At 35.5% G+C, this 16,473-nt stretch carries 12 protein-coding genes and 1 pseudogene; 3 read left to right on the forward strand and 10 right to left on the reverse strand.

The window, feature by feature from the left end; all coding sequences use genetic code 11:
• Positions 1-31 precede the first annotated feature (31 nt).
• On the forward strand, positions 32-772 hold the full coding sequence (locus NYQ66_RS03170) for a M48 family metallopeptidase (protein WP_259866749.1): 741 nt from the start codon (positions 32-34) through the stop codon (positions 770-772).
• Between the two features lie 36 nt (positions 773-808).
• Here the strand turns inward: NYQ66_RS03170 and NYQ66_RS03175 are convergent, their stop codons facing one another.
• The 10 genes and pseudogenes from NYQ66_RS03175 to NYQ66_RS03215 form a co-directional block, all read right to left on the reverse strand.
• Positions 809-3,763 (reverse strand): type I restriction endonuclease subunit R, encoded by a 2,955-nt coding sequence (locus NYQ66_RS03175; RefSeq protein WP_259866750.1) that lies wholly within the window; start codon positions 3,761-3,763, stop codon positions 809-811.
• A complete protein-coding gene (locus NYQ66_RS03180; protein WP_259866752.1) occupies positions 3,760-5,022 on the reverse strand; it encodes a restriction endonuclease subunit S in 1,263 nt (420 codons plus the stop codon). The genes NYQ66_RS03175 and NYQ66_RS03180 overlap by 4 nt, the downstream gene beginning before the upstream one ends.
• A complete protein-coding gene (locus tag NYQ66_RS03185) occupies positions 5,012-6,496 on the reverse strand; it encodes a type I restriction-modification system subunit M (protein WP_259866754.1) in 1,485 nt (494 codons plus the stop codon). The genes NYQ66_RS03180 and NYQ66_RS03185 overlap by 11 nt, the downstream gene beginning before the upstream one ends.
• Before the next feature lie 821 nt (positions 6,497-7,317).
• Positions 7,318-11,121, reverse strand: coding sequence for a KAP family P-loop NTPase fold protein (locus tag NYQ66_RS03190; protein WP_259866756.1), 3,804 nt, complete (start codon positions 11,119-11,121; stop codon positions 7,318-7,320).
• Positions 11,122-11,228: 107 nt separating this feature from the next.
• Positions 11,229-11,537: pseudogene (locus NYQ66_RS21465) on the reverse strand (thermonuclease family protein); the annotation flags it as partial.
• 51 nt (positions 11,538-11,588) lie between these two features.
• The gene (locus tag NYQ66_RS03195) at positions 11,589-11,759 is read right to left on the reverse strand and encodes a hypothetical protein (RefSeq protein ID WP_259866758.1); all 171 of its coding nucleotides are present in this window, start codon (positions 11,757-11,759) and stop codon (positions 11,589-11,591) included.
• Complete coding sequence (gene dnaB, locus NYQ66_RS03200; protein ID WP_259866760.1) at positions 11,731-13,041, reverse strand: replicative DNA helicase; 1,311 nt, start codon at positions 13,039-13,041, stop codon at positions 11,731-11,733. The genes NYQ66_RS03195 and dnaB overlap by 29 nt, the downstream gene beginning before the upstream one ends.
• Complete coding sequence (locus NYQ66_RS03205; protein WP_259866762.1) at positions 13,038-13,364, reverse strand: hypothetical protein; 327 nt, start codon at positions 13,362-13,364, stop codon at positions 13,038-13,040. The genes dnaB and NYQ66_RS03205 overlap by 4 nt, the downstream gene beginning before the upstream one ends.
• Positions 13,361-14,179: a DnaD domain-containing protein gene (locus NYQ66_RS03210; protein ID WP_259866764.1), complete on the reverse strand. Its 819-nt coding sequence runs from the start codon at positions 14,177-14,179 to the stop codon at positions 13,361-13,363. The genes NYQ66_RS03205 and NYQ66_RS03210 overlap by 4 nt, the downstream gene beginning before the upstream one ends.
• A 5-nt stretch (positions 14,180-14,184) precedes the next feature.
• Entirely contained in the window at positions 14,185-14,379 is a 195-nt protein-coding gene (locus tag NYQ66_RS03215; protein WP_259866766.1) for a helix-turn-helix domain-containing protein, read from the reverse strand.
• A 403-nt stretch (positions 14,380-14,782) separates the two neighbouring features.
• On the opposite strand from NYQ66_RS03215, the gene NYQ66_RS03220 reads away from it, so the two are divergent.
• Together NYQ66_RS03220 and NYQ66_RS03225 are read left to right on the forward strand one after the other, a co-directional pair.
• Positions 14,783-15,634 (forward strand): AbiJ-NTD4 domain-containing protein, encoded by an 852-nt coding sequence (locus NYQ66_RS03220; RefSeq protein WP_259866768.1) that lies wholly within the window; start codon positions 14,783-14,785, stop codon positions 15,632-15,634.
• Between the two features lie 108 nt (positions 15,635-15,742).
• On the forward strand, positions 15,743-16,417 hold the full coding sequence (locus NYQ66_RS03225; protein WP_259866770.1) for a DUF4145 domain-containing protein: 675 nt from the start codon (positions 15,743-15,745) through the stop codon (positions 16,415-16,417).
• Positions 16,418-16,473 lie beyond the last annotated feature (56 nt).

The following is a 16,473-nucleotide window of genomic DNA, read 5'->3' on the forward strand; positions in this document are numbered from 1 at the left end:
AAAATTATGAATCAGAAAGTAGGTTGTTTATATGGCATTTATTAATTACGGGAACACAAATATAGATTATTTCAAATACAAACAAGAAAGAAAAGACATTAAAATTTCAGTTGATTTAATAAACGGTGTTGAAATCTATGTGCCATCTAGTATTAATGATGATGAACTTCAAAAAGTATTAAAGAAGAAGGTACCCTGGATAATACAAAAACTAAATGATCTGGAAGAAGTAAAAATACAAGTTCAGATAAAAGAATTTGTCAGCGGTGAAAAACTAGCATACCTTGGCCGCAATTATCGATTAAAAGTTAATCGTGAACCTGTAAATAAAGCTTCTATTAACTTATACCGCGGTAAGTTTACAGTAACAGTTCCACAAAATTGGAACCAAGATAAAATACAACTAGAATTAGAAAATAACTTAATCCAATGGTACCGAGAACACGGCTATAAGAAGTTACTAGAACGCACTGAATACTACCAAAACATCTTAGGTGTAAAACCTACATCCATCAGTTTACGCACTCAACATAAACGCTGGGGTACCTGCACGCCAAACGGGGATATCTATATTAATTGGCGCATCGTGATGGCCCCAGTCCGAGTTATGGATTATGTAATCGTTCATGAATTGGCTCACTTAATTGTTCCTGAACATAATCAGAAGTTTTGGAGCTTGGTTCGTTCTGTACTGCCAGACTATGAAGAGCGTAAAGAATGGTTGCGAATTCATGGAATGGAGCTTCATAGTATTGGATACAAAAAGGCATGACAATCCGAATCTCCTTGGATTTCATGCCCTTTGTTGTTAGTATCCTATTTGCATATAATGTACCTTTGCTAAATCCATTAATTGCCTAGCTACATTCTCAACGTTTTTATTAGGTATCTCACTTACTCTTAGTTGTTTCTTTATTTTCCTTCGCATTTCTCGTTTAACGTCATCTTTTTCAATCCAATCAATAACTGCCAGTTCTTGAATAGTATCTGTAATAATTTCCGTGAGATCTTTAATGCTTTCACCTTCATAACCATCAGGTAGTTCTTGTTCTAATAACTGATAGAAAGGTAATTGCTTCGTATCATCCAAGCCAAATGATTCACTTTCTTTCTCCATGTTAATCATTTCTTCTCGCATTGCTTGATATTCTTCTAACAATTCTTCGATAGTCATTTGCCGCGCTTTACGCTGCTCAATTAATTGCTCTAGTCTTTCCTTCAATGAAGTATATTTCACTGGATTTTCTTCTAGCTTAATGCGGATCTCATGCTTAATTGCATGTTCCATTTCAGCTGCTTTTGCTTCTGGTGTTTTTATTTCGTCTAGTTTTTCATCGAATTTATTGGAAAGAATATTTATAGGCTCAAAAAGGATCTCTGGCGTCGAAGCATAAATGTACTCTTCAATTAATTCACGAACTTTACCGCCACAGTCAGATATATCCATGCCATCCTCTATATGATACCTTGATTTTGCTAACTTCCGAATCTTTCCCAGCCACTTTAAATCGTCTAAATATGGACGAGCCTTCGGACTTGGCATGATCATATCCATGCTCTCTGAAAACTTCTTAAATGCTGTGTCAAACTCATTTCTGATGTCTTCTGGCTCTAAAACTGCAAGGTTAGCATCTAAATTCTCTTTATTCTTATAGTCAAAGAACCGAATCGCTTTCCGATGTCTCGTTTGCAACCTTGGTATTTCTTCATCTACATGGTTGAGAGCACCTTTAATGTCTTCTTCATGGAATATACCTAAAGCTTCTTCTAAAAAGCGAGAAACACCATAATAATCGACTATTAAGCCATAAGATTTTTTATCATATGTTCTATTAGTTCGAGCAATGGCTTGCAATAAATTATGTTCTTTTAACGGCTTGTCCAAATACATTACCTGCTCTATCGGTGCATCAAAACCAGTAAGTAATTTATCACATACAATCAGGAAGGATAGAGAATCTTCTTCCATTGGCTTCTTAAATCGTTTAATAACTTCCTTTTCTTCTGGACGTGATAAATGGTGCCGCTTCATCCGATCATCATCGTTATGGCCACCAGAAATAATCACCTTTGATTCATAATCACTTAATTCATCAAATACTTCTTTATAATTAACAGCTGCTTCGCGAGATATAGCAACAATCTGCGCTTTAAATCCATTAGGTTTAATATGTTTTTCAAAATGATCAATGATATCTAATACTACTGTTCGAATTCGCTTTGGTGAAGTTGTAATAGCTTCTTCTGTTGCATATTTCTTTTTAATACGTTCTCTGTCCTCGTCAGAATAATCCCTAAAGAAACGATCAAATAAGCTATCTATGGATTCCCCTTGAACATGTAAGTCTACCATACGCGCTTCATAAAAGATTGGAACCGTTGCACCATCCTCAACAGCTTTCTCAATTGGATATTTATCTATATAAGTACCAAATGTCCGAACAGTGCTTTTATCTTCTTTATCAATCGGGGTTCCTGTAAAGCCAATATATGTTGCATTTGGTAACGCTGTACGCATGTTCATCGCCAATGAGCTGTATTGGGAACGATGACTCTCATCGACAAGTACTACAACGTTCTCGGATGCAGTTAAAACAGGGTATTCTTTTTCGCCTTCACCTTCTTGAAACTTCTGAACTAGCGTCATAACTGTTGCACCTGGACCTTTTTGTAGTAATTCCTTCAACTCAGCAACAGATTCTGCTTGCTGAGGATTAGGAAAACCGCAGCGTCTAAAGGTATTAGTTATTTGTGTTTCTAAGTCCTGTCGATCAGTAACGACTACAATTATCGGGTTTTTTAGTTCCTTAATACGCCGTAACTTCATGGATAAGAAGACCATAGATAGAGATTTACCGCTTCCCTGTGTAGCCCATACAACCCCACCACGAGCTTGTGGATGCGTACCACTTAGAATGCGCTCAACAGCTTTATTTACAGCACGATACTGCTGGTAACGTCCCATCTTTTTAATTACTCGACCATCTTCGGGTTCATACACAATAAAGTTTTGAATGATATCAAATAAACGTTGTTTATCTAAAACCCCTGCGATTAATATTTCTTGTGCTGTTGCATGTGATCCTAGTTCTTTAACTGTCATTGGATAAGGCTCTTTCCATGCACTGTAGTGTTGGACATTCGCACCTATTGTACCAACTTTTGCACGATCATTACTTGTTGCCACCACAAATTGATTGTAATGAAACAATAATTCGCTTTCCTTTTGATAACGCCGTAATTGCTTCACCCCTTGTCCAATTTGCTCAGCAGGTGCAAGTGTAGGACTTTTGCATTCTATTACGACAAGTGGTAGTCCGTTTACATATACCATTACATCAGGGATAATCGTACCATGAGCGCTTGTAATGTGCAGCTGATTTGTTACGATAAATTCATTCTTATCAATGTTATCAAAATCAATTAGTTGTACTGTTTGGTTTTTTCGACCCGTTCCTAAATCTTGTTGAACAGACATCTTATTAATCAGAAGTTCGTGGAAGTTTTGGTTGGCTTCCATGACATTAGTAAACTCCATATGTGTTATAGAACGAACAACCTTATTTAAATTGTTTTTATTTATCCATGGATTAAGTTTTTTAATCGAATCAATAAGTTGTTTTTTTAACACTATTTCGAGCTGTGTTTCCCGTTCTTTATCTAATTCAGATCCATGAACATACGTGTACCCAAGTTGTTTTAAATGATTAACGAGTCGATTTTCAACTAATCCTTGTTCGTTCCATTCTTGGGTTTCATTCATTTACTGGCCTCCTCTGATTCCTCAATAGGAACACGGACTTTACCTGTAAGTAGTTGTTGCATTAGGCCCAATTTCAATTCTCGTAACCTTGAGAGCTTAATCCATTCTATCTGTAACTTATTTTCAATTTCTTTAGTAATCTTGGTAATCTCTCGCTGTTCATTTAAAGAAGGAAGTGGTACTTTTATCTGTCCTATTCCATCTTGACTAATACTTGTCTGACTAGATACCTTCGCTACTTTTGTTATTTGTTTTTTGTACATGTGTGTAAATGAATAAAAAGAAAAAAATTCAGGAAGAATCTCATTTTCATTTAGACGAATTCGAATCATATTTGATTCGAACACTGTATCAGAAAATAATTTCTTTACCAATAATACTTTAGCCACTCCTGTTACTTGTTTTGAAACTCTATTAACTAGTACATCATTTTCAGCCAATTTATATTTACTTAATTCATTTTCAGAAATATCAATTTTGTTTATTAATGGATGACAGATTATCCTATTGTTCTCATATAAATCATTAAGTACTACAATGTTGTTCCCATGACCATATCGTTCAGAAGGCTTATATACTCCATTTTGAGGACCTAATATTATTAATGAAGATAAATCATTACATCCCCAATCAGTAGGTATCTCTCCGACTGGAGTTTTCTTGAATTTAAAGTGATTTAATCCTTTTAAGAAAAGCTGACATAATAGACCATCTTTTAGAGTTTCTATTTCTTTTATTATTTTTTCAGTTATATCTATATCTTCATCAATTATAGAAAGAATTTCTGCAATTTTGTTTTGCTCTATTAATGGCGGGATCAAAATATCTAAGTTGCGAATCAAAGATAAATTTAATCCATTACGGCCACCATTTCCTGTGAGGCTTCTAATCTCTTTATACCTTGATTGTAGGTTATAGTATAAGTAATATGGGTTGATATTTTCATTTGGTATTATTCCAGCCAGAGACTGGTTACAAGTCAGTTCAGTTTCTAATATTGCAACTGTTCCTCTTGTTCTTCCTTGACCATTCATTGCCATCATAACGGTGTTCCTGGGGAGTAATTTTGCACTCGAGTTCGTTAATCCTTGTTCTGTTATACTTTCAGCTACATCAAAAATTCTTCTTTTATGAACTTCACCTGAACTCATCCATTTAATCTTTCCATCCCAGTATTCTGTAACCGATCTTGATGGGGTTCCTCCCATAGTGACTGTTGCTATATCATTTATTTTTTTGTTTATCCATTCAGCCACCATAGCCCAACTCCTTTAAAAAAGCATACATCTTTGTTTCTAGATTTTCTCTTTCATGCTCAAGTTGATGGAGTTTATTAATAACCTCATGTACATCTATCTCTTCTTCAAGTTCAGTTGTATCTATGTAACGTGAAATATTTAAATTATATTCATTTTCTTTAATTTCAGATAAATCAACCACGCGGCAATATTTACCTGTATCTTCCCAAGTATCATAAGCGTAAGCAATTTTCTCAATGTCTTGATCACGTAATAAGTTTTGATTTTTCTCTTCTTGATAATCCTTGGAACCATCTAAAATGAAGACCTTATCTTTTTGATTATCAACTTTATTACGATTCAGAATAAGGATACATGCAGGAATTCCTGTCCCATAGAATAGATTTGACGGTAATCCAATAATAGCTTCAACTAAATCATCCTCAAGTAATCCTTGACGAATTTTCCCTTCTGCACCGCCGCGGAATAACACACCATGTGGCATAACCACGCCAGCCTTACCATCGTGACTTAACGTAGATACCATATGCTGTACAAAAGCATAGTCGCCTGCATTCTTTGGTGGAATACCAAAACGAAAACGACCATACTCATCATTTTCTGCCTCTTCACGTCCCCAATTTTTTAAACTAAATGGAGGATTAGCTATAACTCGTTGATATAGAAGAAGTTCTTTTCCTTCACCTACTAGTTTCGGTTCACGAATAGTATCTCCACGCTCGATACGATGATCACTTAAACCGTGTAGAAGCAAATTCATCTTACAAATAGCCCATGTATTCAAATTACGCTCTTGGCCATGAAGTGTTAAGTTACGTGGATTACCACCTTGAGATTTTATGTAATCTACAGACTGCACTAACATACCGCCACTTCCAACTGTCGGATCACATACACGCATTCCTTCTTCAGGCTTAATCAGTTTAACGATTAATTCAACTACCTTACTAGGCGTGTAGAACTCGCCACCCTTCTTACCTGCATCATCAGCAAATTGCTTAATCAAGTACTCATACGCACGACCAAGCATGTCAGGCTCGGATAAATTGTTATTTCCTAAACTGATTGATGAGAAATGCTGTATCAACTGTAAAAGAAGCTTATCTGGAAGCTTGTCTTTATCATTAAAATCAATACTTGCTAACACACCATCTAATGATGGGTTTTCCTCTTCTAATGCATCAAATGCTTTATTGATTGTATTACCAATGTCATGTGTTTGTTCTTGAATATGTGCCCACCTTGCACGTTCAGGAACGAAGAATTGGTGTTCATCGCGATCGTACCAGCCGTAATCATCATTTTCTTCAACTTCAATTTGTTTTGCTGTTTCTACGAATACATCATTAAGGCGTTTCAAGAACAAAAGACCAAATATGTAATTCTTATAATCGGAGGAATCTATGCTTCCTCGTAGAATGTTTGCTGATTCCCATAGATGTGACTCTAATTGCTGTAACGTTAGTTTTGACATTATCAACCACTCCATCTTGAAGTTTTCTTATAAAAGTACCTATTTTATATAGTTTAGCAAAGATATACAACAATTGACTACAATTTTACAGTTTTTGTAACCCCTTATAAGGAGAATTTTTTACATATATTTTCTATGGCCACCAGGTAACAGGTGATTGGCTATTACCGCCGTTGGGTGCCCCCCCCTAAGGCGCAAACTTAAAATGGGAATTGACTTAACACTAAAGGAGGTGATGCTGTTGATTCAATAGGAATATAAGAAGGGAGGATAGGTATTTCTAGAAGAAGAGAGGCAAAAGAAAAGGCATGCTCTTAAAAAGCACGCCCGAGAAAAAATTGGTTAGCTACAGTTTAATACTTTTCACGACTTTATGGAAGGGCAATTTCCCTTCCTTTCTTTATTTCTAAAGGAGCATTTAATAATGAAAAATATGTTGCATAACGCTGTAAAAGAAGAAATCGGAAGTCTACTAATAAAAGTGCCTAGTATAGAAAATAGGTTCGATAAATACAAAAAGACCACCGTTTTCATAGTAAAATAGAAGTACCTATCACAGAACTTCCAATTACTTATCCCAACCAAAGGAGTTGAAAACGGTGGTTTATTCATTATTGAACCTATTTTCTATACTAGGCACTTTGGGTTTATTCTGAGCTTTCTTTCTGTTCATATTAAACAGATCACCTTAATTTATATTACCTTTTACGTACTACTTAATCATTAACAGAAGAAAGAGACGACTAATCATCGCCTCTTAGAAAGTTCTGTAGAAAAAACTTCTTTAAAAAGTTAACTTTATTAGATACAGTCTGTTTCAATCATCTAATTTTTACCCTTTCGCGGTTTTGCCAATTGAAATATAACCTTGATTCTTTAGCTAAGTCTTTCATAGCATCATTTTCATTCTCAATATTCAATATTTTTTGACGAAGATATGGCTTTAATTTCTTCGTCTCCAACTTTGAGTTCGAAAAAATAAGAGGTATTAACATCAAAGCAATCCTTGTTCGCACATCTCCATAAGAAAGGGCATCTCTAATAGTTTCCACATCTATTTTTGGAGTAACTCTCTTTTCCGTTATCATAAACACTGCTGCTCTGTTTTCCCAATACTCAAACGTTTCAGATATGTTATCAAATCGGTGAACTAGCCAATTATTTAAATCTTCAGCTTTACTATTTCGAATAATTGTTTCCATAACTTTTTCTTTTTCATTATCGTTAAACGGCTCTTGTTTTAAGTCCTCCAAATAATCAAGTTGTGGATTTTTAATTTGTGATGTGATAAATTCTCCTCCAAAATCTTTTTCCATATCTTCTTCTCTTATCTTGTCATACAAAAATTCTTTTTCAGCTTGTTTTAAGTATTTCCATCTGTTTACTAGGACCTTCAAGTGATTTCTGTTCAAAATATTTATTCTGTTTATTAGAAACTCATTTACAATTCTACTAGACAGGCTTGTACTTTCAGCTATAATAGGTATCGAAGTCTCAATCTCTGTATTATTTACATGCGAAACAATGGATACATTATGATTAGGGTTACTTTTCAATTTTACAGACTGTAACGTTTCTATTACTTCCTCCCATTCCACAAAATAACTATTTTTTACAATTGAACTATAAAGATGAGACAAATGATGAGTCCAATTCTTTCTATAAAGCCCCGGGGGAGTATTATTGTTAGATGTCCAATAATTACTGTAACTTAACAGATATTCCATAATTGATACATTGTTATTTACATATTTGTACTTGTCTTCGGAAACCAAGTTCACGAATTCTAGAAAAATTTGCAGATCATCATGTTTATAGTTAAGAACGTCATTACTATTTAAATCAGACCAATTGCTGAAGTACCCTTCTGTTTCTCCGAATTTATAGAATATTTTAGACGAAGCTATAATTCGATTAAGAGCCATGATAGCCTCTATTTCTTTACTTTTCACATATTCGTCTGCTCTTTCAAAAAATCCCTCAAGATTTATACTACTAGAATTTTCCACAAATAATGTTTCTAGTGCTATATCAATAGATGATTCACTGAATGAATAGTTCTCTAGTGCCCAGGATGTTAAAACATTACTATCCTTCATTTCTAACAAGAATTCTTTAAGTACTTCTTCATCTTTATCAAGCATCCGTTCTGCAAATGCAGTAATATTTCTTTCGATCTCATCTGTTGTGTAGCCTTTCTTAATTTTCTCTTTCAATATAATCCAAGTATCTTGATTAAATAAAAGTTGTATATTTCCCTTACGAGCCAATGAATCTGTGAAAATTTTAACCTCATTGATGTCATTCGTTCTTTTCACCTTATTGCCCCAATACTCTCCAATTCCAGATAAAGTATCCATATTTCCATATATTCTATAAGCGTTTAGAAACTTGTATAACCACTCCCCACTAATAATAGTGTCGGTTTTTGTTTCTAATGCTTCTATCCAGTCAATTAGCTTATAAGGCAGTTGTAGAGGTAATTTCTTTTCTAACTCCTCATCATTTTCGGAATTCTCTTCCCTTTCTTTGTTACGTTTATCTATTCCCTTATTTCTAATAACTATTGACTTGACATCCTCTAATAAGTAACGGTCCCACGAAATACTAGTAGTCATTGTATGGTCACTAGGAAGATCTAATAATAAAGAAGATACATAGTATTCTCCGAGTTCATTATTTAACATACTCCAATGCTCTTGAATAAGTCCAGAAATATTAAATGGTAATTTAGTATAAATGAATGGTTTTTCTACCCAAGTATTCATCAAGTCCAATACTTTTTCTTCATCCTTAATGCATTCACCTAATTTAGACCATGTTAAGTCGTTTCCTTGAAGATACTCTAAAACATCTATTGTATTGGATAATCCAATTTCATTGATTGATGTTGTTATGTGATGAGACAGAAGATCCTCCCATTCTGCACGCATTATATCTACATAGGCTAAACTCTCTGGATATGAAAAAATACATTTTATACCATTTATTATTTCATCATCAGAGTAGAATTCAGGTATAATAAAGTCTAAAAATGAAGTCTTTTGCTCATCTTTTAATAGATTAAACTTCTCTCTATATCCTTTTACATCTGCATTTAATACTAAGTCTTTTAGTTGTGTTAATTCTTTTATTGTTGTTATTGCATTTAATTTTTGGTTAGAGAAATACAAATACGGTCTCGGATCGTTATGCTTCTTTAATCTATCATATACCCTTTTTATAAAAAGCCTTGGTACTTTTCTCGCAATATCGTCCTTTATTACAGTAGAACTTGTATTCTCCAATTCCTCTTTTTCATATTTTGAATTCTTCTCTTTATATAGCATTAAACTTTCTATTAGACTAATTAAGTCATCAACATCTTCACTATCTTTGAATATTGCGAGGTTCTCCTGAATTATTTCAAAAACTTCCAGGTAACTTGTTTTAAATACAGTGTAAATAGCTAACATATCAGGGTACTTTGTCAGTACATTGGAACTGTTCCCCTTATCTCGTTCATTAGCGATGTACCAATCACTTCCAAAAGAGTTAAGAATTTTTTTTACTTTTCTTGGAGTATCAATCTCTGGATGCAAAAGGATTCCAAGAATATTGCGATAATTCTCCTGAATTAATGGTTCTAAAAACCACTTAATCTCACTTTCTCTTAGAAGGTTTTCGGCAAATATTTTCATATTGGTATGTTCTACTTGTGGTAACTTAATTGTTATATCAAATGTCTTATTGAGGAACTCCGATACATCACTATTATTACTTTGTTGATTAAATGCTTCTTTCAATTCTAGTCTAAGCACCTTCTCGTCACAAGGTACAATGAACGCACATTGCTTAGAATGTAAAAAAGTCTTAATTGTATTAAGTGTTGAGTATAGTTGATTAGGAGGAAGTCTATCCATATCGTCAAACACTAGTATTAACTTTTTCTTGCGTTCCCTTTCCAAGAATTGAGATACAGCTCGTTTAAATCGCTCCTCAAATTGGTCACCATAGTCTAAGGGTAGATATTTAGAAGTATGACGCAATTGAACTTGTATCTTAGAATTAAATAGCGTAACCAGATAAGAAATTACTAAAACTGATCCTACTCCTAATGATGCGAAGAGCGAAAGAATCCAGTTAGAAATATAGGTATTTGCAAAGAGTGTAAACAAAGCCAATACTACGGCTAATGAAGATATACTTGTAATAGTCAGACTTTTCTTATTTAATCGTAATGAATAATAGTATGCTGGTAGCCCTGTTGCTGTGGAAGATTCATGATTTTCCGTCTGAAAATCCAAACCATTATTGTCTTCTATTTTCAATGTACTTTGAATCTCTCGAATAATTTTTCTTTGTAGTGATGTGGAATTATCAGAAAATTTCCAAACACTGATAGATTCAAGCGCATACTCTTCACTACTCTTTAGTTTTTCTTTTAATAACTCCACGACAGTACTTTTACCAGATCCCCATTCTCCCATCAGACTAATATGCGTAGGAAAATTTGATTGCTCAAGAGCTTCTTGTAGTGATAAGGCTATATCATTGTAACCAAACCTATCTTCAATAGTAGGTGAGTCTTCTAAGTATAAATTATTTATCATATCTTCTTTTACTTTCTTATGACCAAAAACCACGTTTTCGACTCCTTTCCTGTTTTTTCTAATTTTATGATATCACATTTGATTGATTTTATCGTTTTCATTTAAAATAATGACTAGTGAAGCTCTGAAAAATTGGAAAATCAATAATATACTGAACTTATTGTACTATCAACCCTCCCCTCCCTCGCCCTAACCTGCGCCACCACAAACCTCTCATAATACTTATAAGGCGGAGCAAACACATAAGCCACATGCGCCAATCCTTCTTCCAACAACATCTCATTAAACAACTTCCCATCCACCCATACATAAGCTAGCAATCTACCATAATCATCATACCTAGGTCCGTCATATTCCAAATGAATCTGTTTACCTAGAAGCGTCTTCCTTGCCAAAACAACCGCTTCGACACCAAATTGCTCTGCTGGTATGTCAGGATGAACCGTCTCTGGTGCATCTACTTAAATCTACTTCAATCGTATCCGCATCCACCACCCTTTTCACAAAGGCAATATCTTGATCCTCATAGATTCCCCCACCCCAACAAAATCAAAGATACTTAGTTGCTCCACCCTATCTCTATCGCCTTTACCCGTTTCCGGTACCAAAGCTTTCTCTACTTCCTTTCCTTCTACATGCTTGTTAACTTCGAACACCTTTGACTTCCTCATGCCTTTCCCTCCTCGCATCCTTATAGTAATTTTGAAAACTTCCATATTCCTTTAAAAAGACAAGTTCGACAGTGCCAGTCGGACCGTTTCGTTGTTTGGCTAGTGTAATTTCGACAATGTTTTTCTTATCAGATGCATGATCGTAATAATCATCCCGGTAGAGAAAAGCAATCACATCGGCATCTTGCTCAATGTTGCCTGATTCTCGTAAGTCAGACATGAATGGTCGCTTATCATGCCGTTGCTCAACACTCCTTGATAACTGTGACAACAGTACAATCGGTATGTTTAACTCGATCGCTAGTAGCTTTAATTCTCTTGTGATCTCCCCGATTTCTAAATCCCGTCGTTGTTGTTTGTTTAGTGGGGTGATAAGTTGTAAGTAATCAATGCATACGAGATGCTTTTCCTCTGGATGGTCATGGATCGTTTTTCTCAGAACTGCACGAATGTCACTAATCGTCCGTTGCTTCTCATGAATTGCTAGTTTCCAGTTGGACACTTCACCAACTGCAAATGCCACAGCGCTATAGTCTTTTTCATTAAATGCCATGTTGCGCCACTTTTGATTATGGATGTTTCCCTCTGCAGAAATTAGGCGCTGCAGCAATTGTTTTTTTCCCATTTCAAAACTAAAGAACGAACTCATGCCATGGTTGCGACAATGCCCTGCAGCTAAGTTAAGTGCGAACGCTGTTTTTCCTACCGACGGCCTTGCTGCAACAATGATTAGTTCCCCTGGCTGTAATCCTCCTGTTAAGTTATCCAAGTCCGTATAGGGTGTAGGTAAACCAGCGCTTGCACATTCTCCTGTCAAAACCATGTGGGCAATCTCCTCCAGGGATGTGGCGTTTTCCGTCTCAGTCGTCCCTGGCCCCATCTCTCTACACACCTGCAAATAGCCAATTAGCTTGTCTAACTTTTCCTCACACGGATTTTCCGAATAGCGAATCGCTAGTTCACGAGACTTGCGATTGCGATATGCTTCATATAGCAGTCGCTCATAATGGGCAAAGCTCTCTGTGCTCGGAACAGATTCAGCAAGACTTAATAGATACGTGGTTCCACCCACCTCGCGAATGGCATCCCCTAGATTCGTTGTGACTGTGACAAGATCAATCGCCTGACCTGCGTCTGCCACTTGTTTCATCGCACCGAAAATGAGTTTGTGCGGATTGGAATCAAATTGATTTTCTGTGACCGTTACTTTTTTGAACAGTGTACCTTCAAGGAGGATCGATCCCAACACCGCTACCTCGGCATCATCGTTTACTAACGTCATAGGGATCTACACTCCTTTAAGAGCCTGTCCATTTGCTGCCTGAATTTTTGCTTTGTCTCCTCCGAAACGAGATCCGCTTCTTTCTTCCACTGTTGCAACTGGTCTACGTAGTTTTGTTCCTCTTTCGGATAGGCAGCTATTTCAGCAAGTGTTGGCGGATACGGGTACTGTGCAATATAGGTAGACAGATTTTGCAAGACACGATCATAATCCATGCGCATCAACTGTGGCAGTAGCATGTTTGCTTTTCGTTCCGTTAACTCATACTTTGGATACAGTTCATCTATTGTTTCTAACACATCAATCGCTTGGTCTCTGTTCATGCCTGTGCGTCCTTTCGTAACTTATCGAAGATTGCTTTATTCTTGCTTTTCTTTTGCATCAGGTAAACATTTGGTTGGTGGTGCTTTTTCTGTTGTTCATAATTCCGTGCTTGCTCCAACGTCTTTACGCCTGCTTGGGTCCACTCTTTCAAAATCGATTCGATATACGAAAAGCTCCGCCCACCTTTTTGTGCAGCAAGCTTGATCGCTTCAATCATGAGCGCATCCCCCAGATCGTCACACCATGATAGAAACAATTCCTGCACAATTGGTTTTAAAATCCCAAAGTTTTGTTCGTAAACCGTGTACGCATTTAGCGCGTCTCCTCTTCCTCTGTTTTCTTTTTGTTTATCTTTTTCTTTTCCTTTATGTATGTCCCGGGAATTGTTACGGGATGGTTCCGGATATACTTCCGGCATTGGTTCCTGGAATGTATCCTGAGATTCTTCCGTCATTGGTGCATGTATTGCTTCGTGTGGCTCTTCTGATTGTGTAATAGATTGATCCGTTGATGCTGATAACCCATCAAAATAAGCAACCAAAGACATCATTTGATAGATCGGTGCTTTACCTTTCGTACCAGGTTGATAACTTATTAAGTTGTGAGCAGCAAGAATTTTTCTAGCTTCCGAAAGTCGTTGGGGATTTAATCCTGACAGCTGTTCGATGGTCGTATTCGGAACATTAAATGAACGTCTCCATCTGACCGCATTGTTTAATAGCATCAGTGTGTGCCATAAGGCAACGGCACACACTGGAAGACTATGAAACCTTGTCCACTCCTTGAACGCATTCAACTCTTTCAAATAGTTCATGATCATCACTCCCCATTATTCGTTACAGATGCATCTGCCTGCGCACGTATCCACGCATCAATTGCATCCTTTGAAAATAAAATCTTTCTTCCGAACCGAATGTGAGGGAAACTCCCTTCGCGCACTAGGTCGTAAATTGTGTCGGTGTGTACGCCTAGATACTTTGCTACGTCTTTGACTGTGATTGTACATTGTTCCATGTTATGGCCTCCTTTGGTTTTGTCTTTCGTATTTATAATCGTTAGGAGGTTGGGGTTTGGTGTCTATGTTGGGTGGATTTGGGTGGATTTTTTTGTGGGCACCTGATTCTTTTCTTAATTAAATATAAGCTTGCACAAGATTTACTCATACACCTCTCAATGAACCGTATGTATGGGTTATCGCATAAGGCACTTATCTAGTTACTTGTTAGATGGTAGTAATTTTCCCGAAAAATTCCAAATCTCGATCATAAATATAGATATAAACCTTTTATTCGGAATTAAGTTCCTTAAATGGTGATTTGCGGGACGAATAAACAAATTTTTTGTTTAAATTGGAGGAATAGTATGTATTCTTGACGAATTATAACATTAACAAATATTTACATAGAAGGTGAGTATGATGTTATTTTCTGAAAGAATGGGTTTTTCAGAAGTGAAAAAGGTTATTCAAATTGATTCAATTGACGACGACCTAAAAAATAGTCTCTGGAACGTATTTTGGCATTGCTATTACGAGCATTATTTCTCTTATGACCGTCATGATGAAATTGTACAACTATCCAAAAACATATGGATAAGTTACTTTAAAGAACCAATCGACAGTATTAATTTTGAGTCCAGTTATTGCATCAGAGAATTAAAAGAGTATTTTTTTGATCAAAACACAGAGTGGTATGAGATATATGATTTAATAGAATTTATTTCAAAGAATTGTAAGCAGAATGGTGTTGAAACAATCTACATGAAACTATGCAATGGCGTTCTTGAAAAGGAGGTTTCCGCATACCGCTTCGTTGCAGGTGAAATTACGAGAATAACTTCACCTGAAGAAATACAAGAAGTAGAGGAAGCAATAACAAACCCCTCTACAAATACTCTAGTAAAAACACATATTTCAAATGCTTTAGAATTGTTATCAGACCGAGAAAATCCTGATTATCGTAACTCAATCAAAGAATCAATCAGTGCAGTTGAATGTGTAGTTAAATCAATAGTTAATGAACCCAATACTACATTAGGTAGAGCATTAAATAAAATTAAGCAAAGTGGGCTAGTAGACATACATGATGATTTAAATGAGGGTTTTAAAAAAATTTACCATTATACGAGTGATGCAGCAGGAATACGTCACGCATTAAAAGATGACTCTTCAGTCGACTTTGAAGATGCTAAATTTATGTTAGTATCTTGTTCCACTTTTTGTAATTATTTAGTAACTAAAGCCGATAAGGCTGGAATTAATATTGCATAATTTTACAACATTCCCCAAAAACATAAATCGAAATCGGAAGTCTATAATTGAGGTTATATGCATATCGATTATTTTTTTTATACAAAATTATATTAATAAGGTGATTCAATGGATATTAAAACAATAAAGTTTCATTACCCCCAACATACAATAACTAACAATATAAGTATCGAAATACCTTACCTGTGCCCGCATTGCGAAGTGTCAAACAACCCAACAAATGCTTTCTTATTCGTTAAGAATTATGTAAAAGGAAAATCATTATTAGGTCTTCTTCACAATTGTACTGGATGTTCTAAAAATTTTTTCACATTACAGATGGTAGAGGATAAAAAAGGAAACATTATATCAAGCTATCCAAGAGCAAAAAATAAAGCCTTTGGTGAATTATTGTCAGGTTTATCTCCGCAATTTATCAAGTTATATAACCAAGCATATACTGCTGAGCAGCTAAAAAATACTGAGTTAGCTGGAATGGGATATAGAGCTAGTCTGGAAGTGCTAATTAAGGATTATGCATTAGATTTCGACTTAGATTCAAAAGATAGTATTGCTAATCTTAGTTTAAACAATGCCATAGGTAAATTTTTCAAGGGTGAAGAGTCCATTATCTCTGCAGATGTTGTTAGAAAACTCGGAAACGGATATGCCCATCATTGGGATAATGAAAATGATGAACTATCCCTAGAAGTACTAAAAACTTATTTAGAAATTTTTATAAAACAGATTGAAGTCAAACTTATGCTTAAGCATCCTCCTACTCCAACAAGAATGCCAAATTAAAATATTTAGAGTGCCTGTCAGTATTCCTCAACGATAAAGTTTGGTATTTTATTGGT

It is taken from the genome of Aquibacillus koreensis (genome assembly GCF_025154055.1).
Taxonomy (GTDB): domain Bacteria; phylum Bacillota; class Bacilli; order Bacillales; family Amphibacillaceae; genus Aquibacillus_C; species Aquibacillus_C koreensis.

Coding starts and splice junctions, on each gene's coding strand:
- NYQ66_RS03205 (WP_259866762.1), bottom strand. CDS start 13,364: ATGAACAGAGACCAAGCGATTGATGTGTTAGAAACAATAGATGAACTG.
- NYQ66_RS03185 (WP_259866754.1), bottom strand. CDS start 6,496: ATGTCAAAACTAACGTTACAGCAATTAGAGTCACATCTATGGGAATCA.
- NYQ66_RS03220 (WP_259866768.1), top strand. CDS start 14,783: ATGTTATTTTCTGAAAGAATGGGTTTTTCAGAAGTGAAAAAGGTTATT.
- NYQ66_RS03175 (WP_259866750.1), bottom strand. CDS start 3,763: ATGAATGAAACCCAAGAATGGAACGAACAAGGATTAGTTGAAAATCGA.
- NYQ66_RS03195 (WP_259866758.1), bottom strand. CDS start 11,759: ATGAGGAAGTCAAAGGTGTTCGAAGTTAACAAGCATGTAGAAGGAAAG.
- NYQ66_RS03180 (WP_259866752.1), bottom strand. CDS start 5,022: ATGGTGGCTGAATGGATAAACAAAAAAATAAATGATATAGCAACAGTC.
- NYQ66_RS03215 (WP_259866766.1), bottom strand. CDS start 14,379: ATGGAACAATGTACAATCACAGTCAAAGACGTAGCAAAGTATCTAGGC.
- NYQ66_RS03170 (WP_259866749.1), top strand. CDS start 32: ATGGCATTTATTAATTACGGGAACACAAATATAGATTATTTCAAATAC.
- NYQ66_RS03210 (WP_259866764.1), bottom strand. CDS start 14,179: ATGAACTATTTGAAAGAGTTGAATGCGTTCAAGGAGTGGACAAGGTTT.
- dnaB (WP_259866760.1), bottom strand. CDS start 13,041: ATGACGTTAGTAAACGATGATGCCGAGGTAGCGGTGTTGGGATCGATC.
- NYQ66_RS03225 (WP_259866770.1), top strand. CDS start 15,743: ATGGATATTAAAACAATAAAGTTTCATTACCCCCAACATACAATAACT.